The 19,982-nt window shown below is 63.5% G+C and carries 24 protein-coding genes; 14 read left to right on the forward strand and 10 right to left on the reverse strand.

All coding sequences use genetic code 11. The features are described 5' to 3' along the window. Positions 1-11 precede the first annotated feature (11 nt). The gene (locus AC0L2U_RS14430; RefSeq protein ID WP_013528464.1) at positions 12-137 is read right to left on the reverse strand and encodes a hypothetical protein; all 126 of its coding nucleotides are present in this window, start codon (positions 135-137) and stop codon (positions 12-14) included. A 210-nt stretch (positions 138-347) separates the two neighbouring features. On the opposite strand from AC0L2U_RS14430, the gene AC0L2U_RS14435 reads away from it, so the two are divergent. The 3 genes from AC0L2U_RS14435 to AC0L2U_RS14445 all read left to right on the forward strand — a co-directional run bounded on the left by AC0L2U_RS14435 (position 348) and on the right by AC0L2U_RS14445 (position 2,716). After that, the gene (locus AC0L2U_RS14435; RefSeq protein WP_027040094.1) at positions 348-1,157 is read left to right on the forward strand and encodes a transglutaminase-like domain-containing protein; all 810 of its coding nucleotides are present in this window, start codon (positions 348-350) and stop codon (positions 1,155-1,157) included. Positions 1,158-1,284: 127 nt separating this feature from the next. Further along, entirely contained in the window at positions 1,285-2,250 is a 966-nt protein-coding gene (locus AC0L2U_RS14440) for a cation diffusion facilitator family transporter (RefSeq protein WP_127808360.1), read from the forward strand. A 61-nt stretch (positions 2,251-2,311) separates the two neighbouring features. Then, positions 2,312-2,716 (forward strand): GFA family protein, encoded by a 405-nt coding sequence (locus AC0L2U_RS14445; protein ID WP_013528467.1) that lies wholly within the window; start codon positions 2,312-2,314, stop codon positions 2,714-2,716. A gap of 20 nt (positions 2,717-2,736) precedes the next feature. Here the strand turns inward: AC0L2U_RS14445 and AC0L2U_RS14450 are convergent, their stop codons facing one another. After that, a complete protein-coding gene (locus AC0L2U_RS14450) occupies positions 2,737-4,008 on the reverse strand; it encodes a DNA recombination protein RmuC (protein WP_292632367.1) in 1,272 nt (423 codons plus the stop codon). Positions 4,009-4,111: 103 nt separating this feature from the next. On the opposite strand from AC0L2U_RS14450, the gene def reads away from it, so the two are divergent. The 4 genes from def to truA are packed head-to-tail and all read left to right on the forward strand — an operon-like array spanning position 4,112 to position 6,898. Then, entirely contained in the window at positions 4,112-4,642 is a 531-nt protein-coding gene (def, locus tag AC0L2U_RS14455; RefSeq protein WP_473602084.1) for a peptide deformylase, read from the forward strand. A 5-nt stretch (positions 4,643-4,647) separates the two neighbouring features. Continuing rightward, the gene (fmt, locus tag AC0L2U_RS14460) at positions 4,648-5,601 is read left to right on the forward strand and encodes a methionyl-tRNA formyltransferase (RefSeq protein ID WP_292141392.1); all 954 of its coding nucleotides are present in this window, start codon (positions 4,648-4,650) and stop codon (positions 5,599-5,601) included. Continuing rightward, entirely contained in the window at positions 5,598-6,104 is a 507-nt protein-coding gene (locus tag AC0L2U_RS14465) for a GNAT family N-acetyltransferase (protein ID WP_473602085.1), read from the forward strand. Before fmt ends, AC0L2U_RS14465 begins: the two co-directional genes overlap by 4 nt. Before the next feature lie 23 nt (positions 6,105-6,127). After that, a complete protein-coding gene (truA, locus tag AC0L2U_RS14470; RefSeq protein WP_473602086.1) occupies positions 6,128-6,898 on the forward strand; it encodes a tRNA pseudouridine(38-40) synthase TruA in 771 nt (256 codons plus the stop codon). On the opposite strand, the gene AC0L2U_RS14475 is transcribed toward truA, so the two are convergent. Together AC0L2U_RS14475 and dapE are read right to left on the reverse strand one after the other, a co-directional pair. Then, positions 6,865-7,500 carry a transporter gene (locus AC0L2U_RS14475; protein ID WP_292564715.1) on the reverse strand — a complete coding sequence of 212 codons (636 nt, stop codon included), beginning with the start codon at positions 7,498-7,500 and terminating at the stop codon, positions 6,865-6,867. The genes truA and AC0L2U_RS14475 overlap by 34 nt on opposite strands. 5 nt (positions 7,501-7,505) lie before the next feature. Then, positions 7,506-8,699, reverse strand: a complete 1,194-nt coding sequence (gene dapE / locus AC0L2U_RS14480; protein ID WP_473602087.1) for a succinyl-diaminopimelate desuccinylase — start codon at positions 8,697-8,699, stop codon at positions 7,506-7,508. 127 nt (positions 8,700-8,826) lie between these two features. Between dapE and AC0L2U_RS14485 the strand changes: the two genes are divergently transcribed. Next, positions 8,827-9,783 (forward strand): 2-dehydropantoate 2-reductase, encoded by a 957-nt coding sequence (locus AC0L2U_RS14485; protein WP_473602088.1) that lies wholly within the window; start codon positions 8,827-8,829, stop codon positions 9,781-9,783. On the opposite strand, the gene AC0L2U_RS14490 is transcribed toward AC0L2U_RS14485, so the two are convergent. The 4 genes from AC0L2U_RS14490 to dapD form a co-directional block, all read right to left on the reverse strand. Next, entirely contained in the window at positions 9,686-10,459 is a 774-nt protein-coding gene (locus AC0L2U_RS14490; protein WP_127318320.1) for a hypothetical protein, read from the reverse strand. The two genes, AC0L2U_RS14485 and AC0L2U_RS14490, sit on opposite strands and share 98 nt — an antisense overlap. 13 nt (positions 10,460-10,472) lie before the next feature. Further along, on the reverse strand, positions 10,473-10,850 hold the full coding sequence (locus AC0L2U_RS14495) for a DUF805 domain-containing protein (protein ID WP_023810766.1): 378 nt from the start codon (positions 10,848-10,850) through the stop codon (positions 10,473-10,475). Continuing rightward, on the reverse strand, positions 10,843-11,205 hold the full coding sequence (locus tag AC0L2U_RS14500) for a DUF805 domain-containing protein (protein WP_127318322.1): 363 nt from the start codon (positions 11,203-11,205) through the stop codon (positions 10,843-10,845). The genes AC0L2U_RS14495 and AC0L2U_RS14500 overlap by 8 nt, the downstream gene beginning before the upstream one ends. A gap of 72 nt (positions 11,206-11,277) precedes the next feature. Next, on the reverse strand, positions 11,278-12,132 hold the full coding sequence (gene dapD / locus AC0L2U_RS14505) for a 2,3,4,5-tetrahydropyridine-2,6-dicarboxylate N-succinyltransferase (protein WP_127269742.1): 855 nt from the start codon (positions 12,130-12,132) through the stop codon (positions 11,278-11,280). A 227-nt stretch (positions 12,133-12,359) separates the two neighbouring features. Between dapD and AC0L2U_RS14510 the strand changes: the two genes are divergently transcribed. After that, a complete protein-coding gene (locus tag AC0L2U_RS14510; protein ID WP_013528481.1) occupies positions 12,360-13,205 on the forward strand; it encodes an LOG family protein in 846 nt (281 codons plus the stop codon). Between the two features lie 105 nt (positions 13,206-13,310). Here AC0L2U_RS14510 and AC0L2U_RS14515 read toward each other — a convergent pair whose 3' ends face one another. After that, positions 13,311-14,027: a pyrimidine 5'-nucleotidase gene (locus AC0L2U_RS14515; protein WP_127808367.1), complete on the reverse strand. Its 717-nt coding sequence runs from the start codon at positions 14,025-14,027 to the stop codon at positions 13,311-13,313. A gap of 160 nt (positions 14,028-14,187) precedes the next feature. Between AC0L2U_RS14515 and AC0L2U_RS14520 the strand changes: the two genes are divergently transcribed. The 3 genes from AC0L2U_RS14520 to AC0L2U_RS14530 all read left to right on the forward strand — a co-directional run bounded on the left by AC0L2U_RS14520 (position 14,188) and on the right by AC0L2U_RS14530 (position 16,756). Continuing rightward, positions 14,188-14,949, forward strand: a complete 762-nt coding sequence (locus tag AC0L2U_RS14520) for a GGDEF domain-containing protein (protein ID WP_127269432.1) — start codon at positions 14,188-14,190, stop codon at positions 14,947-14,949. Positions 14,950-15,143: 194 nt separating this feature from the next. Further along, entirely contained in the window at positions 15,144-15,320 is a 177-nt protein-coding gene (locus AC0L2U_RS14525) for a hypothetical protein (RefSeq protein ID WP_473602089.1), read from the forward strand. Continuing rightward, positions 15,317-16,756, forward strand: a complete 1,440-nt coding sequence (locus AC0L2U_RS14530) for a GMC oxidoreductase (protein ID WP_473602090.1) — start codon at positions 15,317-15,319, stop codon at positions 16,754-16,756. Before AC0L2U_RS14525 ends, AC0L2U_RS14530 begins: the two co-directional genes overlap by 4 nt. A gap of 10 nt (positions 16,757-16,766) precedes the next feature. Here the strand turns inward: AC0L2U_RS14530 and phhA are convergent, their stop codons facing one another. Further along, complete coding sequence (gene phhA, locus AC0L2U_RS14535) at positions 16,767-17,603, reverse strand: phenylalanine 4-monooxygenase (protein WP_128287709.1); 837 nt, start codon at positions 17,601-17,603, stop codon at positions 16,767-16,769. A 140-nt stretch (positions 17,604-17,743) separates the two neighbouring features. Between phhA and AC0L2U_RS14540 the strand changes: the two genes are divergently transcribed. Both AC0L2U_RS14540 and bchE read left to right on the forward strand, forming a co-directional pair. Beyond that, entirely contained in the window at positions 17,744-18,220 is a 477-nt protein-coding gene (locus tag AC0L2U_RS14540) for an Lrp/AsnC family transcriptional regulator (RefSeq protein ID WP_027040109.1), read from the forward strand. A 116-nt stretch (positions 18,221-18,336) separates the two neighbouring features. Next, positions 18,337-19,884, forward strand: a complete 1,548-nt coding sequence (gene bchE / locus AC0L2U_RS14545; RefSeq protein ID WP_473602091.1) for a magnesium-protoporphyrin IX monomethyl ester anaerobic oxidative cyclase — start codon at positions 18,337-18,339, stop codon at positions 19,882-19,884. Positions 19,885-19,982 lie beyond the last annotated feature (98 nt).

A 19,982-nucleotide genomic window follows, 5' to 3' on the forward strand; every position in this document is an offset into this window, starting at 1 on the left:
GATCGCCGGACCTACTTGTCCTTGAGCTTCATCGCCTTGACCGGCGGCGCCTTCAGCGCGGGAGCCGGAGCGGGCTTCTTGGCGTCCTTCTTCGGCTTGCGGGCTTCCTTGCCTGCCTTCATCGCACCTTTAGCCATGATTCGTTCCTCCTGATGTGGGACGCCAAGTGAAACAAGAGAACCGCCCGACCGCAAGGGGTTAGCGACCGTTGCCGGCGTCGCCGGCTCGCTTTCAACCGGTTTCTAATTTGCTCGTAAACCATGACGGTCCGTGCGATGGTCATTTTCGCACTGCAGCATCGACCCGAGCTTCGCCGGGTGATCGTCAGGCAGGCCGTCAGGACGACAATGCGAATCCACATCGGCTGCGAGATGAGCTTCGACTTTCCGCAGGAAACGCCGCTCATCGCGATGCTGAATGTGCATTATTCGCGTGCCTCCGACCTCGAGCGGCCGGATTTCCTGATTTCCAACCCGCCGGTGCCGATCGAAAGCTATCGCGACAGTTTCGGCAATTGGTGCAACCGGTTCGTCGCGCCGCCCGGGCGTTTCACCTTCGGCACCGACGCGGTGATCCGCGATCCCGGCACGTTCGAGATGGGCGATCTGATGGCCTGGCAGCACGAGGTTCGCGACCTGCCGGCGGACACGCTGCTGTTCCTGCTGCCCAGCCGTTTTTGCGAAAGCGACCTTCTGGCTGATGAAGCGTGGCGGCTGTTCGGCAACACGCCGCTGGGCATTCCGCGCGTGCAGGCGGTCTGCGACTTCGTCCACAACCACATCGTCTTCAACTACGGCAATGCTCGGCCGACACGCACCGCCGCGGAAGCGTATCGTGAACAGAGCGGCGTGTGCCGAGACTACGCGCATCTCGCCGTCACCTTCTGCCGGGCGCTCAACATCCCAACGCGCTACTGCACCGGCTACATCAGCGACATCGGTATGCCGAAACCATGGGCGAGCATGGATTTCTGCGCCTGGATGGAAGTCTATCTCGGCGGCCGCTGGCATGTCTTCGACCCGCGCAACAATGCACCGCGCATCGGCCGCATCCTGATCGCCTCCGGCCGCGACGCCGCCGACGTGCCGCTGACCCATATATTCGGCCCGGGAACGCTTGCCGGCTTCAAGGTGTGGACCAGCGAGATCGTCGAGTAGTCGCCGTTTTCCATAGGCCGATCTCTCATGACCGCTGGCTTGGACGACCCGACATTCGCGCGGTGTGATGCCTGTGGAGCTTTAGCGGCCTGGCCGCTAGACTGCGCCTTGAATGGGAACAAATGCCATGGCCGGGCACGGCGGCTCAAAAAAGGTGATCTACGCGGCGCTCGCCGGCAATTTCGCCATCGCGCTGACCAAGTTCGCCGCCGCCCTCTTCACCGGCAGTTCGGCGATGCTGTCGGAGGGCGTGCATTCGCTGGTCGATACCGGCAATGGCGGCCTGCTGCTCTACGGCATGCACCGCGCCGCCCGCCCGGCCGATCGCACGCATCCGCTCGGTCATGGCCGCGAACTTTACTTCTGGAGCTTCATCGTCGCGCTCCTCGTCTTCGCGCTGGGCGCCGGCGTGTCGTTCTACGAAGGCGTGATCCATATGATGGCGCCGGAGCCGGTCGCCAACGCCGAGGTGACCTACGTCGTGCTCGGCCTTTCCTTCCTGTTCGAAGGCAGTTCGTGGTGGGTGGCGCTGAAGGAGTTCCGCCAGCAGAAGGGCAAGCAGGGCTGGCTGCGGGCGGTGCAGTCGAGCAAGGATCCGAGCGTCTACACCGTGCTGTTCGAGGACAGTGCAGCACTTCTCGGCCTGATCGTCGCGTTCGCCGGCATCCTGGCGGCGGAAGTTCTGGAGATGCCGGAACTCGACGGCGCCGCCTCGATCGGCATTGGGCTGATCCTGGGCGCGACGGCGATCTTCCTGGCCCGCGAAAGCAAGGGCCTGCTGATCGGCGAGCCGGCATCGCCCGAGGTGCAGATGAAGGTGCTGGCGATCGCCCAGCAGGATCCGGCGGTGCAGCGGGCGAACGGCGTCCTGACCGTCCATATGGGGCCGACAGAGATCGTCGCCGGCTTGAGCATCGAGTTCGAGGACCATTTGACTGCGCCCGAGATCGAAGCTTGCGTCGAGCGCCTGGAGGCGCAGCTGAAGAAGGAAATGCCGGAGATCACGCGGCTGTTCGTCAAGCCACAGACGACAGGCACCTGGGAGCAGCGGCGCAAGCTGATCGAGACCGCATCCGATCCGGCTCTGGACTAGCGCTGCGCCATTGCCTCACGGCCTTGCCCCGCTAGATTGAAGGGACTTTGGAGGAACGAAGATGAGAATAGACGGCGGCTGTCATTGTGGCGCCATCACTTACGAGGCCGAGGTCGATCCGGAAAAGACCACGATCTGCCACTGCACGGATTGCCAGCAACTGACCGGCACGGCTTTTCGCCTGACGGTTCCGGCGCCGGAAAGCAACTACCGCATCACCAAGGGCACGCCGAAAATCTACATCAAGATCGTGGCGAGCGGCGCCAAGCGCACCCAGGCCTTTTGCGCTGACTGCGGCTCGCATCTTTACGCCACGTCTGTCGGCGATGGCCCCAAGGTCTATGGGATTCGCGTGGGGACCGCGCGGCAGCGCCAGGATTTGATTCCAACACAGCAGAAATGGCACCGCTCGGCGCTGCACTGGCTGCCTGAATTTCAGGGCATGACCACGTTGGAGGAGCAATAGCGCCGGTCCGGCACCGCGCCTCAATCGTCGCCTTCGACGACCCTCAGCCTGAGCTGCCCGGTTTTCGAATCGGCAACGCGCGCGCCAGTATCGACCTTCGCGGCGGGAGCCCGTGACGCTGCGTCCGCGGCGGCATCGCCGTCGGGCTGTGCGCCGAACTCCAGCGCTTCGATCTTCTGGCCGCGCTTGGTGACCTTCGACGTCGAAACCAGGATGTCGTCGATGTCCTTGGCCGACTGGCCGAAATGGACCTGCAGCTTGCGCACCCGCTCATCGACACGCGCGACATCCTCCATCAGCCGAATGACCTCGCCCTGGATCAGGTGCGCCTGTTCGCGCATGCGGGCATCCTTGAGGATCGCCTGGATGACCTGGATCGACAGCATCAGCAGCGACGGCGAGACGATGACGATGCGGGCACGGTGCGCCTTGTGGATGATCGCCTCGAAATTCTCGTGGATCTCGGCGAACACCGATTCCGAGGGCACGAACATGAAGGCGGTGTCCTGCGTCTCGCCCTGGATCAGGTATTTTTCCGAGATATCGCGGACATGGATCTCGATGTCGCGGCGGAAGGCCTGCGAGGCGGCCTTCTGCAGGTCGGCGCCATCGGCGGCGCGGATGGCATTCCAGGCTTCGAGCGGAAACTTGGCGTCGATGGCCAGCGACGGTGCGCCGTTCGGCATCTTCACCAGGCAGTCAGGACGGCTGCCGTTCGACAGCGTCGCCTGGAATTCATAGGCGCCGTGCGGCAGGCCGTCGGCGACGATCGCCTCCATGCGCGACTGGCCGAAGGCGCCGCGCGTCTGCTTGTTGGAGAGGATCGCCTGCAGCTGCACCACCTGGCCGGCGAGCGACTGGATGTTGCCCTGCGCGACATCGATGATGGCCAGCCGCTCCTGCAATTTGGCCAGACTCTCGTGCGTGGATTTGGTCTGCTCGGTCATGGTCTGGCCGAGCCGGCCGGTCATGGCGTCGAGGCGCTGGCCGATCGATTGCGTCAGCTCCGCCTGCCGTGCGCCGAACACTTCGGCGATGGCGCCCATACGACCCTGCATTTCGGCCTGGCTTTGCAGAATGCCGGCCATCCGCACTTCCGCATCGCGGGCATGATCGGCGGCTTCCGCAGCCGCGACGGCGCGAGCCTTCGCCGACCGCCACAGCGCAATGACCAGCGCCACGAACAGGGCCAGAAACAGCAAAGCGCCGAAGGCCAGCGCATGGCCGAGCGTGACGGTTGTGGCGCCAAGCCGGGCGACAGGTTCGGAAAGGATGGTGCTCAAATCATTCATGTGGACAGCATAAACGATTCGCGCTGCCGGCACAGATCAAAACGTGAACGAGCCTCCAGCCTACCGGTTGACGCTTTTCTCTGGAGGTCTTAGGTGGAACGCCATGCCGATCAAGCCGCTCATCATCCTTCCCGACCCCATCCTGCGCCAGGTTTCCAAGCCCGTGGAGCGTGTCGACGCGCCTTTGCGCAGATTAGCCGACGACATGCTGGCGACCATGTATGACGCGCCGGGTATCGGGCTGGCGGCGATCCAGATCGGCGAACCGCTGCGCTTACTGGTGGTCGATCTGGCCAAGGAAGACGAGACGCCGGCGCCGCATGTCTTCATCAACCCGGAAATCCTGGAGAGCGCCGACGCGCGCTCGGTCTATGAGGAAGGCTGCCTGTCGATCCCGGATTATTACGCCGAGGTCGAACGCCCGGCCGCCGTGCGGGTCAAATATCTCGACCGCGACGGCAAATTGCAGGAGATGGAGGCCGAAGGCCTGATGGCGACCTGCCTGCAGCATGAGATCGACCACCTCAATGGCGTCCTGTTTATCGACCACATCTCGAAGCTGAAGCGCGACATGGTGGTGAAGAAATTCAAGAAGCTCGCCAGGGACAAGGCGCCGGGCAAGCTGGCGGGATAGGGGCCATGCCCCTTCGCGTCATCTTCATGGGTACGCCGGAGTTTTCGGTGCCGACTTTGCGCGCGATCGCCGAGGCTGGCCATGAGATATCAGCCGTCTATACCCAGCCGCCGCGCGCCGCAGGACGGCGCGGGCTGGAGTTGACGCCATCGCCGGTGCAGCGCGAGGCGGAGCGGCTGGGCATTGAAGTCCGGGCGCCGGTTTCGCTCAAGGGCGAGGCCGAGCAGGCCGCTTTCCGTGCCTTGCAGGCCGATGTCGCCGTGGTCGTCGCCTATGGCTTGCTGCTGCCGAAGGCGGTTCTCGAGGCGACCCGGCTCGGCTGCATCAACGGCCATGCCTCGCTTCTGCCGCGCTGGCGCGGTGCCGCGCCGATCCAGCGCGCCATCATGGCCGGCGACCTGGAAAGCGGCATGATGGTGATGCGCATGGAAGAGGGGCTGGACACCGGCCCGGTGGGGCTGGTTGAAAAATGCGCCATCGAACCCGATATGACAGCCGGCGATCTGCATGATCGGTTGATGAGTGTCGGTGCTGCCTTGATGGTGGAAGCGCTGGCGCGACTGGAAAGGAATACCCTGACATTCACCACACAAGCTGTTGATGGGGTGACCTACGCCAAGAAAATCGATAAATCCGAGACTCGCGTGGACTGGACTCGCTCAGCAAGTGAGGTCCACAATCATATTCGCGGCCTGTCGCCCTTTCCCGGCGCCTGGTCGGAGATAGGAATTGGCGGCCGTCAGGAGCGGCTGAAACTGCTTCGCTCGACGCTGTCGCAAGGCCTGCCGCTTTGGGAAGAGTTGGGCGAGTCGGGAGGAATTCTCGATGACCGGCTGACGGTCGCCTGCGGGGCAGGCGCGATCAGGCTGGTCGAAGTTCAACGCGCGGGCGGAAAGCCCGCTGCCGCGTCGGAGTTCCTGCGCGGGGCCAAGATCGAAAAAGGACTGAAATTCTCATGAGCATGATGTCGATACGCGCGGCAACGCCGCGGGATCGCGAGGCCATCCGCCTCGTCGACGAACACGCTTTCGGCCAGCAGGCGGAGGCCGGTCTGGTCGACGCGCTGGTGACCGGCGGCGACGCTGTTGCCGAACTGGTGGCGGAAGAGGACGGCCAGGTGGTCGGCCACATCCTGTTTTCGCGGCTGTTCGTCCAGAATGGCGGCAAGACTTTCGCGGCCGTGGCGCTGGCACCGCTGGCGGTGGAGCCCTCGTTCCATGGCAGCGGCATCGGCGGCGCGCTGATCCGCGAGGCGCATATCCGCCTCAGGGATGCCGGCGAAACGCTGGCCGTGGTGCTCGGCGACCCCATCTATTACGGGCGTTTCGGATATAGCCACACGCGTGCCGAGAACTTCGAGAGCGAATACCAGGGCGAAGCGCTGCAGGCGCTGGCCTGGGGCGACGCGCCTGAGGCCGGCAGGCTGGTCTACGCCTCCGCCTTCACCGCTCTCGCCGCGTAGGCGAGAGCGTATAGCCGCCCGGCATGCCGCGTTTTCGCCTCGACATCGAATATGATGGCGACCTGTTTGCCGGCTGGCAGCACCAGGCGGATCAGCCTTCGGTGCAACAGGCGATCGAGCGGGCGATCGAAAAATTCTGCGGCGAAGCGATCCGGCTGCGCGCCGCCGGCCGCACCGATGCCCGCGTCCATGCGACCGCGCAGGTGGCGCATGCCGACCTCGCCAAGGCGTGGCCGGGCGACAAGGTGCGCGATGCAGTCAACGCCCATCTGCAGGCGGCCGGGGCGCGCATCGCCATCCTGAAAGCGACGGTCGTCTCCGACAGCTTCGACGCCCGCTTCTCGGCCATCGGCCGCCACTATCTCTACCGCATCCTGAACCGCCGTGCCCCGGCCGCGCTCGACAAGGGCAAGGTGTGGTGGGTGCCGAAGCGGCTCGACGCCGGCGCCATGCACGAAGCGGCGAAAGTCCTGCTGGGACGGCATGATTTCACCACCTTCCGCTCAACCCAGTGCCAGGCCAACAGCCCGATCAGGACGCTGGAACGGCTCGATGTGAGCCGACAGGGCGACATGATCGAGGTCAGGGCTTCGGCGCGCTCATTCCTGCACAATCAGGTACGTTCGATGGTCGGCTCGCTCAAGCGCGTCGGCGACGGCGGCTGGACTGCGGCCGACCTGAAAACGGCGCTCGAGGCGCACGACCGCGCCGCCTGCGGCCAAGTGGCGCCGCCCGACGGGCTGTTTCTCACCGGTGTCGATTATCCAGTCGAGACGAGCCCGGACAGGCTCTGAACTCCGGCATCGTCCGGCACGGTGATGCCGAGCAGCGTCTGCAGGCCGAACAGCACCAGCAGCGAGGCGATGAACATGCCGACGAAAACGGCGGTGCCGACCGATGCGCCCCTGCCGATCGTGGCGTTGGTCATGCGCCAGGTCAGCACCATCGACAGGGCAAACAGGAACAGCGACACAAGGCTCGCAGCCTGGCTTGCGGACGACAGGAAAAGCCGGATCAGCGCCGAGGGCAGCATCAGCCAGGCGGTGATGGCCGAAGCCCAGTTGCTGGCGACGACGTAGTGGACGAAGCGGCCGCCTATGCCGGCGCGCGGCGCGATCAGGGCGAGCGCAATCAGCGGCAGCACCCAGGAGCCGATGTCGACCGTCGCCAGGCGCACCAGCATGCTGAAGCGGCCCGCGAAGGCGTCGGGATCGCCGATTTCGTTGGCGATGCCGACCCAGCCGACGATCAGCGCCGGTGCAGCAACGACAATGGCGAAGAAGGAATTCCAGAAGCCGTCGGCCGACAGGTCGAGCAGGCGCAGGCCGTCGGCCTTACCGAGCATCAATCGCCAGGCGCCCGTCAGCGAAGCTTGGGTTTCGTCCGCCGAAAGCATGCTGTTCAGCCCTGTCCGAACCAGTCTTCTATGAAGCGCTGGTAGATTTGCGTCAGCGTTTCCAAATCGGCAATGGCGACGCGCTCGTCCACCATATGCATTGTCTTGCCGACCAGCCCGAACTCGACCACCGGACAATAGTCCTTGATGAAACGCGCGTCGGACGTTCCACCGGAGGTCGACAGCGTCGGCTCCTTGCCGACCGCCGACTTGATCGAGCGGCGCAGCGTCTCGATCAGCCTGTCGTCGCGGGTCAGGAAGACATGGCTCGGCCGGTCGCGCCAGACGAGCTCGTAGTCGACCGGCGTCTTCTTGCCCTGCCGGTACTTCCTGCGCCTGGCCGCCTGGTCGAGCCGGTTGTGGATCTCGGCCTGCAGGGTCTCGTCCGTCCAGGTGTCGTTGAAGCGGATGTTGAAGGTCGCGGTCGCTTTGGCCGCAATGACATTGGTGGCGGGGTTGTCGACATCGATGGAGGTGATCTCCAGATTGGTCGGCTGGAAGTCCCTGGTTCCCTTGTCGAAAACCGGATGCAGCAAGGCATCGACTAGGCTCATCAGCCCGCGCACCGGGTTGTCGGCAAGCAGGGGATAGGCGACATGGCCCTGGCGGCCATTGACGGTGACCGCGCCGGACATCGAGCCGCGGCGGCCGATCTTGATCATGTCGCCGAGAGCGTCCGGATTGGTCGGCTCGCCGACGACAGAGGCATCCCATTTCTCGCCCCGCGAAGCCGCCCATTCGAGCAGCTTCACCGTGCCGTTGATGGCCGGGCCTTCCTCGTCGCCGGTGATCAGCAGCGAAACCGACCCTTTCGGACCGCCATTGGCCTCGACATGGCGTGCCACGGCGGCGATGAAACAGGCAATGCCGCCTTTCATGTCGACGGCGCCGCGGCCATACATCTCGCCATTGGCGATCTCGGCGGCGAAAGGCGGATGCGTCCAGGCGGCTTCGTCGCCGACAGCCACCACGTCGGTGTGTCCGGCGAACATCAGATGCGGGCCATTGCCGGAGCGCCTTGCATAGAGGTTTTCGATATCGGGCGTGCCGTCTTCGGAAAACACCGGCCGATCGACCAGGAAGCCGAGCGGTTTGAGCATCGTCTCCAGCGCGGTCAGCGCACCGCCCTCAGCGGGCGTCACCGAAGCGCAACGGATAAGGGCGGCGAGGTTTTCGGCGGGATCGGTCGGCAGCGTCATGGCAAAAGCGATAGTCGAAAGTGCAGGGCCTGTCACGGCCAGACATAGGGGCCAGCCTCATGGCTGGCGATGCCGCCAATATTATGGTTTTCATGTCGTATAGTTGCGACCCGGCGCGGGCGACAGGATGGCAGACAAGGACAAACGGATCGTAATTGCCGGTGCCGGCAGCATCGGCTGCTATGCCGGCGGCTGCCTGGCGCTGGCCGGTCGAGAGGTCATTCTGCTGGCTCGGCCGCGCCTCGAGGCAGCGTTGCGGCAGGATGGATTGCGGGTCAGCGACCTCCAGGGCCGCGATCGCTCGATCAAGCCCGAGGCGCTTGTCGTCACCGTCGATCCCGCCGTCGCCTTGCCGCAGGCGGACGTGGTCCTGGTCACGGTCAAGAGCGGCGCCACCCAGGACATGGCAGATCTTATCAAAGCCCATGCCCGGCCCGACGCCGTGGTGATCAGCCTGCAGAACGGTGTCGACAATGCCGACAAGCTGCGCGCTGAACTTGCCGGACGTACGGTGCTGGCCGGCATGGTGCCGTTCAATGTGGTGCAGTCGCCGGACGGCGAACTGCCGCTGCGCGTTCACCGCGCCAGCGACGGCACGGTAATGGTCCAGGATGGCGCCGCCGGCCTGGTCGGCCTGCTTGGCGTCGAAGGGTTTGCGGTCGAAGCCCATGGCGACATGAAAGCCGTGCTGTGGGGCAAGCTGCTGATGAATTTGAACAACGCGCTGGTGGCGCTTTCCGGCCTGCCGCTGGCGACCGAACTGGCCGATCGGCGCTGGCGGCTGATCCTGGCCAGCCAGATCGACGAGGCCCTGAGAGCGATGAGAGCGTCCGGCATCGAGCCGGCGCGGATCGCCGGCCTGCGGCCGGCGTTGCTGCCCAAGGTGCTCAGGCTGCCGGACTGGCCGACAGAGATCGACGACCTGCAAGGCGCCATCTTGCAGCTGGCGGGGAAGGCCGGCACGCCCGTGCCGACGGTTCAGCGGGTCACCGCTTTGGTGCGCGCGGCGGAAGCGGAGCGGCTTGGCTCGCCGGGCCTGGCGCCGGAGCAGGTTGTTGCACCGGCCGGCCGTCGATCAACGTGATCTTCTGCCAGATTTTCCGCGACAGGTTGGATGCCAGGTTCTCGATGTCGTTGACGCCGTCGATGACCACGTCGTCATTGACCGACTGTGCGAACAATGCGGCGATCTTGCCCGTGATCGACAGCATTTCGGAGCAATAGTCGAGGTAACGCGCCAGGTCGGCAGCATTGGTGATGCGGGCCGGCGAGTGCGCCGTCGGCTTGAAATCGGCCGAAAGGGCTGCCGGATCCTTGGTCAGCTGGTGCATGTCGATGACATGGATCAGCGAACGCAGGCCGTGCAGCTGGCGAAACACCCTTTTGCGCTTGATGCGCTCCTCGGTGCGGATCAGAGCAAGCAAGCCCAACACAGCGAGTATGACGGTGTTGATCGAAGCCTCTATGCCTTGCACCGACTGCAGGGCATCGTGGGTTCCCGAAATGCGGTCGATCGGCAAGATGGTACCGACGAACAGGAACACCAGCACACCCGTGACGAAGGCGGCGACGATGAGCCCGCGCAGCCACCAGATCGGTGCTTCGAGCACCTTGGCCGCCTTGGCCAGATCGCGCGACAGCGAGACCAGTTCGGCGGCGACACCACGCAATCCCGCTTCGGGGAAACGGTCGGCGATCCGCTCTTCCAGCCGCTCGGCGGTTTCGACGATCAGTTTCGGATCAAGCGTGCGGTAGCGCATGTCCGATCGGCCCTCAGGATTGTTCCGGCTCGTTGGTGCGCCGGCCATAGCGGTTGGGTCCAGGCTGCCCTGGAAACAGGCACAACACAAGGAAGGCGACGATCGAGACCACCGGCACGAACAGGATCAGCGCGGCAATGCCCGGCTTGTCCAAATCGTGCAGCCGCTTCACCGCCAGGGCGATGTTCGACCACAGCGAGGCGATGAAGGCGACGAAGAAGATGAACGACCACATGTTGCTCTCGGCCGAACCTTCCGGCACCAGCGTGAAGCGGTAGAGCGGGAAGGCCTGGATGATGGCGACGAGCAACCCTCCAAGAAAATAGGCCGCGCGACTGACGCGGCCCGAGGTTTTGAAGAAAAGCCAGGTGAGATCTGATCTGTCAGGCAAGCGGGTCCGGTCCATATTGATTGGCGCCTCTGGCGCCTTCGAGAATGCCGCATTCCACCAGAAACCAGATCGGGCCGATGAGCGGCACCAGCATGATCAGGCTCCACCAGCCCGACTTGCCGCGATCATGCCAGCGCTTGGCGTAGACTGCGAGCGCGAAATAGATCGAGGCCAGAGCGATGAGAATGCCGATGATGCCGATCTGGGCGCCACTGGCGGTGGTCAGACGTGTACCGAGGATCGCATCGAGAATGAAGGCAACGATACCAATGACGATGAAAACGCCAATCGCGGCCCAGAACTTGCCACGGTTGATGCGACCATCAAAACTTGTGAGCAGATACTTCCAGTCCATGTCACCCCTCCATCTTGAACCAGCGCGACCGATTGTCGCGCCGGCGGAAGGTGCGCTCGCTTTGCGCAAAGATCAATCGCGCAGCAATTCGTTGATCGAGGTTTTGGAGCGGGTCTTGGCGTCGACACGCTTGACGATGACGGCGCAGTAGAGGTTGGGACCCGGCTCGCCGTTCGGAAAGGGCTTGCCCGGCATCGTTCCGGCGACGACGACGGAATTCGGCGGCACTTCGCCATAGAAGATCTCGCCGGTGGCGCGGTCGACGATCTTGGTCGACTGGCCGATGAAGACGCCCATGCCGAGCACCGAGCCTTCGCGCACGATGCAGCCCTCGACCACTTCCGAACGCGCGCCGATAAAACAATTGTCCTCGATGATGGTCGGGCCGGCCTGCATCGGCTCCAGCACGCCGCCGATGCCGACGCCGCCGGACAGATGCACGTTCTTACCGATCTGGGCGCAGGAGCCGACCGAGGCCCAGGTGTCGACCATGGTGCCGCTGTCGACATACGCGCCGACATTGACGAAGGACGGCATCAGCACGGCGCCCGGTGCGACATAGGCCGAACGGCGCACGACCGACGACGGCACGGCTCGGAAGCCCGCCTTTTCGAAATCGACGGCACTCCAGCCGTCGAACTTCGACGGCACCTTGTCCCACCACACCGCCTCGCCGGGCCCCCCCTTGATGATCTCCATCGGGTTGAGCCGGAACGACAACAGCACGGCCTTCTTCAGCCACTGGTTGACATGCCACTTGCCGTCGGCCTGCCGCTCGGCGACGCGGACGGCGCCGCGGTCGAGCAGATCGAGCGCCGACTGGATGGCGTCGCGCGTTTCGCCGCGCGTTGCCGTCGAAATCGCGTCGCGTTCCTCGAAGGCCTTCTCGATGGTCTTTTCGAGGCTCGCCAGATCGGGCTTCGACATGAATTCGCTCCATTACCAAGCTGTTAAGGGGCAACGCCTTAACCTGTTTTGAAAGTCGCGCGGACCCCTTGGCAGGCTTTGCCTGTCTGGATCTTTGCATGTAGCAGGTTCTTGTCACAAAACCGCGGGACACTTTTGCGGAACCTGCTTATGTGAAGCCTTGGTGAGGGTCAATCGCGGCTGCGTCATGGGGCGGCGCAAGTGAAGAATTTGGACGGGTAGAGCATATGACACCTATGGAAAAGGCGGGCTGGACGCCACTGCCGCATTCGGACGAGGATCTGGAGCGGTCGAAGAGTGTGCCGGATACGCCGCAGACGCGTGCCGAAACCTACCGACTCGCCTGGAACGATCCCGACTTCATGACGCGGCGCGAGTTGCGCGCGGTCCGGCTGCAGCTTGAATTGCTGAAACCGGAAATGATCCTGGCCGAACGCGGCATCCGTTCGACGGTGATCCTGTTCGGCGGCGCGCGCCTGCCGGAACCCGGCGGCGAGGCCTGGGCGGCCAAGAACGAGACGCAGAAGAAGAACCTCGAGGAGAACAGCAAATACTACGAGGAAGCGCGCAAATTCGCCCGCCTCTGCTCGCAGCAGTCGGCTACCTCCTATTACCGCGAATATGTCGTGGTGACCGGTGGCGGGCCCGGCGTGATGGAAGCGGGAAACCGCGGCGCCGACGATGTCGGCGCGCCGTCGATCGGCCTCAACATCGTCCTGCCGCACGAGCAGGCGCCGAACATCTATGTGACGCCGGAGCTCTGCTTCAACTTCCATTATTTTGCTATCCGCAAGATGCATTTCGTCATGCGCGCCAAGGCGGTCGCGGTGTTTCCGGGCGGCTTCGGCACGATGGACGAATTCTTCGAGACGCTGACCCTGATCCAGACAGGGCGCATGGAGCGCGTGCCCGTGATCCTGTTCGGCAAATCCTTCTGGAAGCGGGCGATTGATCTCGATTTTCTCGCCGAGCAGGGCACGATCAGCCCCGGCGATCAGGACATCATCGACTTCGTCGACACCGCCGACGAAGCCTGGGGGATCATCAGCCGGTTCTACAAGTTAGGGGAGTAGGGGAGTGGGGAATTGAAGAGCTGACGAATTGAAGAATTGGGGAACTGGGGAACTGGGGGAATTGATCCGTAGAGACCGTCCTTCATTCTTCAATTCTTCAATTCTTCAATTCCCCTCTTCCTCCCCCTCCACAATCGCCGTCAGAAACCCCGCCAGGTCGTCGGTGACGAAATCGACGTCGTCCTCGTTGGCCGGGTCGCGCTCCCATATCTCGGAAAAGGTGGGCTCGAAATTGCGCGGCACGATAAGCACCGTGGTCATGCCGAGCGACTTCGGCACCGACAGGTTACGGGCAAGATCTTCGAACATCACCGCATTGTGGCCGGTGACGGCGTGGAGTTCGGCGAACTTCTCGTAGGTCTGGCGCGCCGGCTTGGGATTGAGCCCGGCGGCGACGATGTCGAAGATGTCGTCGAAATGGTCGAGGATGCCGAGTTGGCGCGCGGTGCGCTCGGCGTGCCTGCGGTCGCCATTGGTGAAGATGAACTTGCGGCCCGGAAGCTGGCGGATGGCGGTGCCGAGAACGGGGTCTGGCACCAGCCATGAATAGTCGATGTCGTGGACCTTCTCGAGGAAATCATCGGGGTCGATGCCATGACGTGTCATCAGGCCGTTCAGCGTCGTGCCATATTCGCGGTAGAGTTCCTTCTGCAACTTGCGCGCATCGTCGCGCGGCAATGCCAGCAGCTCGCCGACATAGGCGGTCATCTTGACGTCGATCTGCGAGAACAGATTCGAATGATGCGGATAGAGCGTGTTGTCGAGATCGAAAACCCAGTCGGTGACATGGGCGAAGCGGGCGGGGTCAGGGAGCGTGGTCATGGGCTCCTTATGGCATGAAACGCGCATTCCGGAAGCGACTTTATCCACAACTTCTGCTCGTTGAGGTTGCGTAAATCGCCTCACGATTCAAATTTTAGGCATCTGGGAAAGGTGGCCTTTAGGGCTTGCTGGCAGAGAGGCAGTCTTGTGGGAGCAAGCGATGAACAGCATAATTCTGAGATCCGCCGCCGTTGCTTTCGCCTCAGTCGCGGCCTCTCTCCTGCTGACCCTGATCATCGTTCCGGCCATGGGATTTCCGGTCAACCGCACGATCTGGCTGACCTCCACCCTCTGTCCGCTGGTGCTGGCGTGGGCTGCCAGCGCAAGCACTTTCTGGCAAAGCGACAGGCTGAAAAACGCGCATCGCGATCTCGCCCGAGCCCATGCCCAGCTCGCCGCCGCGCATCGCCGCCTGGCGGAAAAGGCGAGCCGCGACGACATGACCGGCATGCTCAACCGGGAAAGCTTCTTTGCCGCGCTCGACGGTTCGCGCCGCAAGTCCGATCGCGGCGCGCTGCTGATCATCGATGCCGACCACTTCAAGACCATCAACGACAATTTTGGCCACCTGACAGGTGATGACGCGCTGCTTTTGATCGCCAGCGCGATCCAGCGCGGCGTGCGCAGCGGCGATGTGCTCGGCCGCATCGGCGGCGAGGAGTTCGGCGCCTTCCTGATCGGCGCCACCGAGCAGGAGGCCAAGCGCGTCGCCGAGCGCATTCGCCGCGAAGTGGAGCTGATCCGCTTCCGGCCCGTCGACGAGCGGACCATTCCGCTCACGGTCAGCATCGGCGGCACCGTCTGCGGCGAGGAAGCCAGTGTGTCGGAGCTGATGCGCGCCGCCGACCGGCGCCTCTACCAGGCGAAGCACCAGGGCCGTAACCTGACGATCATCGACACCGGCATTTCCGAGGCGGCGTGATCCGATCTGCCGCAACCGGCCTGTTAAGAAAATTCTAACCCTGTTTGCACTCGGTTGTACCGCTTAGCCGGGTTTTCACTGCTTTGCGGCCAGACTTGGCACGATACTGGCTTCCACGGTGATGCATGTGTCGTTCCGGGAATTGCCGTTCTGGGAACGCCATGCAGTGCCGAAGCCCAGCCGAGAGACGAGCCATGAGTTTCATCATCAAGAAAATGTCACGCCGCGCGCTCGTGCAGGCGTTGATCGCATTGCCTGCCCTGTCTTTGTTCCGCAAGCTGCCTGATGCCGATGCCGCCGGTCCAAAGCCCGACCCGAACGAGATCGTCGAGGTCAATGGCTGGATCCTCAAGCGGAGCGACCTGGCATGATCTTCGACAGCTACGAGGCGTATCGCGCCGCGAACTTCACTCCAAAAGTCTGCATTCTCGGCTCCGGCCCGGCCGGTATGACCATTGCGCGCAAGCTTGGTGCGGCCGGCATTCCGGTGGTGGTGATGGAGGCCGGTCCGCGCGAATTCAGCGACGAGTCGCAGGACTTTTACCGTGGCAGCACGGTCGGGGATTTTTATTTCGATCTCGACATAACCCGGCTGCGGTTGATGGGCGGCAGTTCCAACCACTGGGCCGGCTGGTGCCGCGTGCTCGACAAACAAGATTTCGAGCCGAAGGCCTGGGTACCCGATACGGGCTGGCCGATCCGCCGCACCGACATCGAACCCTATCTGCCGGAAGTGCGCGACATTCTCGACCTTCCGGCCCTCCGGCCCGATATGCCGATCTCGGACGACATTCGCTGGGTGCAGCTGATCAAGAGCCCGGCCGTGCGCTTCGCCGAGAAGTTCGGCGATGAACTCGACAAGGCCAAGAACATCGCGGTGGTGCTCAACACTTGTGCCACCGAACTTTCCGGCGACGGCAAACGTGTGACGGGCGCCAGACTGTGGTCGAACGGGCAGGATGCCGGCTCCTTCAGTGCCGACTATTTCATCGTCTGCACCGGCGGGCTGGAGAATTCGCGGCTGCTTCTGTGGTCGAACCAGCGTTCGAACGGCGGCGTCGTGCCGAATGCGACGGCGCTTGGCCGCTACTGGATGGAGCATCCGACCTTCGAGGGCGGCAACGCGATCCTGGCCGACTACAACGCGTTCGAGGTCGACGCCGTCAATGAGGCCTTCTTCTCGCCGACCCTTGCCGCCATGGAGCGGCTGCAGATCATGAATTTCGGCATCCGGCTGATCGAGACGCCGTATCCCGGCGTCAAGAGCCTTATCGCCGACCTCGCCTGCACGGCACCCGACATGGCCGAGTGGATGTCCTCCAAGCTCAGTCAGAGACTGCGCTGCGCCGCCCAGCTCTACGTCGCCTGGGAACAGGCGCCGCTGGCCTCCAACCAGATCGAGTTGTCGAAGACCGATGTCGACCATGCCGGCGTGCCACGCATCGAATTGCACTGGAAGAAATCGGAAATGGAGCGCCGCACCCTGCTCGAAGGGCTCAGACTGTTCGGCATGACGCTGATCGAGAAGAATCTCGGCCGCGTGCGTATTGCCGACTGGATCAGCAATGGTCAGGATTATCCGACCAACGACGAGACGGCGGGCCATCATCACATGGGCGGCACGCGCATGGGCACCGACGTCAGCAAGAGCGTGGTCGACGCCAACTGCAAGGTGCACGGCATGGACAATCTCTATGTCGGCGGCTCCTCGGTGTTCTGCACGTCGGGCCAATGCAACCCGACGACGACGATCACCGCGCTGGCCTGCCGGCTGGGCGACCATCTGAGCAAGGTGGTCACCACCTGACGGTTCTGCACTATAACGTCGCCGGGTCGAGCGCCGGCTGGTCCTTGCGTCGGGCGACGATCGCCGCGAAATCGGCGGTCTGGAAGGCATCGCGCAAGGCGTCGAAGGACGGCAGCACGAAATAGGCGCGCTGGAACTTGTCGATCTCGTAGCCGGTGCGCATCACCGTTTCGAGGTCGAAGGGCACGTGGTGGGCGTCATTGCCTTCGACCGCGAACTGCAGCTCGGTAAACGACGACATCAGGCCGGCGCCAAAGGCCTTTAGCGGCTGGCCGGCCTCCTGCATCAGGCCGTATTCGGCCGTGTACCAATAAAGCCGGGAAATCATCTCGTCGCCGCCCAGCGCGATGATGTCGCCGGCCTTCTCGCCATACATCTGCATGAAATCGGCGAACACCGGTTGCGACAGCGCCGGCACGTGGCCGAAGAAGTCATGGAACATGTCGGGCTCGACAATGTAGTCGAGCTCCTGCCTCGTCCGCAGCCAGTTGGTGACCGGGAAGCGGCGATCGGCGAGATGATCGAAAAACGGGGCCGCGGGAATGAGACCGGGCACCGCGACGATCTCCCAGCCGGTCAATTTGCGCAGCTTGGCGCTGACCTCGTCGAAATCGGGAATACGGTTGAGCAGGCCGAGTTTTTCGACGCCGTCGAGATAGGAGTGGTGGGCGAGCCTGCGCGTCAATTTGGTCTGGCGGTCGCACAGCGTGCGCCACACCGCCTGCTCTTCTTCGCTGTAATCGTAGCCCTGCGACACGGTGAAATCGGCGCGGCAGACCGAATAGTCGCCGCGCAATCCTTGCGCCGCGCAGTCGCGGGCATATTCGGCAACGCTCATCGTCGTCATGGTTTTTCTCCTCGCAAATCATGAATGGCTGACGTGCCGAAAAGGCTACCCCGATCTGCCGAGGCAAATCGGTTTTGATGATGGCTCGAACGGAATATTTGGGATAACATCCACTCACAAAACCCTCTATCGGAGTGAAAATGCCTCAATTCGACGATTTCGAGATCAAGATGCTCGATGTCCTGCAGCGCGACGGGCGCAAGCCGGTTTCCGAACTGGCGCAAGAGATCGGCCTGTCGACGACGCCGTGCGCGCGGCGCTTCGAGGCGCTGCAGGAGGCCGGCATCATCAAGGGATTTGCCGCGGTGATCAGCCGCCGCGCGGTCGGCCTGATGGTCGAGGTGTTCATCCAGGTGCGCCTGGTCAGCCACAGCGACGGCTCGCCCGAAAGCTTCATCGCCGCCGTGCAGCGCATGGACGAGGTGTCCTCGTGCTGGACGATGACCGGCGACCACGACTTTCTACTGCATGTCATGGTGCCGTCGGTCGACGAACTCAACGCCTTCGTTATGCACCGGCTGATGCGGCTCGACGGCGTGCGCGACGTCCACACGCAGTTGGTGCTGCAGAACATCAAGGGGCCGGGCCATGTGCCGCTCGGGCATCTCAGGCGATGACAATGCCTCTCTTCGCACTCCTTGGGGAAAAGCTGCACGCAAACTGCTGAAACGGGCCAATCGCGTGTCCACATCGCCGGCCAGCTTGCGCGGACCAACTGCCCAAGAGGTCCGCCATGAAAATCGTCCTGATCAATCCGCCGCACACCGCCATCGGCAGCCGCGTGCCCGACGATCATTTGCCGCCGCTCGGCCTGCTGGCGATCGGCGGACCGCTGATCGATGCCGGCCATCAGGTGCGGCTCGTCGACGCCGAGTTTGGACCGATGCCGCTCGATGACGTCGTACGCAACGCACTGGAGGACCACCCCGACTTCGTCCTGATCGGCCATTCCGGCTCGACCTCGGCGCACCCGACCGCCTTGCTGATCGCTGAGCAGATCAAGCAGCGGGAGCCGGCGACCATCATCGTCTATGGCGGCGTTTTCCCGACCTATCATTGGCGCGACATCCTGGCCGCTACCGATGCTTTCGACTTCATCGTGCGCGGCGAGGGCGAGGCGACCGTCGTGGCGCTGGTCGAGGCGCTGGAAATGCACCAGCCGCCGGCGAGCGTGGCCGGCATCGCCTATCGCGACGATCTCAGCCGCCCCTTCGCCACACAGGCGGCCATGACCATTGCCGACCTCGACGCCTACCGCGTCGGTTGGGAGCTGATCGACCATACCAGTTACAGCTACTGGGGCGGCAAGCGCGCCGTGGTCATGCAGTTTTCGCGCGGCTGCCCGCATCTGTGCAACTATTGCGGCCAGCGCGGCTTCTGGACCCGCTGGCGGCATCGCGATCCGGTGAAATTCGCCAGGGAGATCGCCTGGCTGCACCGCGAGCACGGCATCGAGCTGATCAATCTCGCCGACGAGAATCCGACGGTCTCGAAGAAGGCCTGGCGTGCCTTCCTCGACGCCCTTATCGCCGAGAACGTGCCGGTGCTGATCGTCGGTTCGACCCGTGCCGACGACATCGTGCGCGATGCCGACATCCTGCATCTCTACCGCAAGGCCGGTGTCATCCGCTGGCTGCTCGGCATGGAAAACACCGACGAGCAGACGCTTCAATTGATCCGCAAGGGCGGCAGCATCTCATCCGACCGCGAGGCGATAAGGCTGCTGCGCCTCAACGGCATCCTGTCGATGGCGACCTGGGTGGCCGGCTTCGAGGACGAAGGGCTCCGCGATCTGTGGCGCGGCTTTCGCCAGCTCATCGCCTATGACCCCGACCAGATCCAGGCGCTCTATGTGACGCCGCATCGCTGGACGCCGTTCTTCCGCATCGCGCGGGATCGCAAGGTGATCCAGCAGGATGCGCGCCTGTGGGACTACAAGCACCAGGTGCTGCAAATGACGAGGCTGAAACCCTGGATGCTGTTCTTCAGCGTCAAACTGATCGAACTGGCGGTGCAATCACGGCCGAAGGCGCTGGCCCGCATCCTATTCCACAAGGATCCCGAGCAGCGCCATTCGATGCGCTGGTACACGCAGATGGGCCGCCGCGTGTGGTTCCGCGAGGTCTGGGGCTTTCTGGTCCGCGACATCAGGGTGAAAGACGGCCCGACGCTGGCCGAATTCTGGGGCGCGCCGCAGGACGCCGAGGAGGAATCGATGTCCGTTCGACGCCCGGTACGCAAGCTGGCACCGCCCGAGGTCACGATTTTGCCGAGTGCCTGACTGTTGCTGTGCCCTGGTTAAGGGGTGTTGAGCTTCAGGTCAGGCCGAGCCGAAAACGGTGGCTTTCGAGAACCGGAGCGCAGCGGACGTTCGGGTCC

The sequence above is a fragment of the Mesorhizobium sp. WSM4808 genome, from assembly GCF_055811675.1.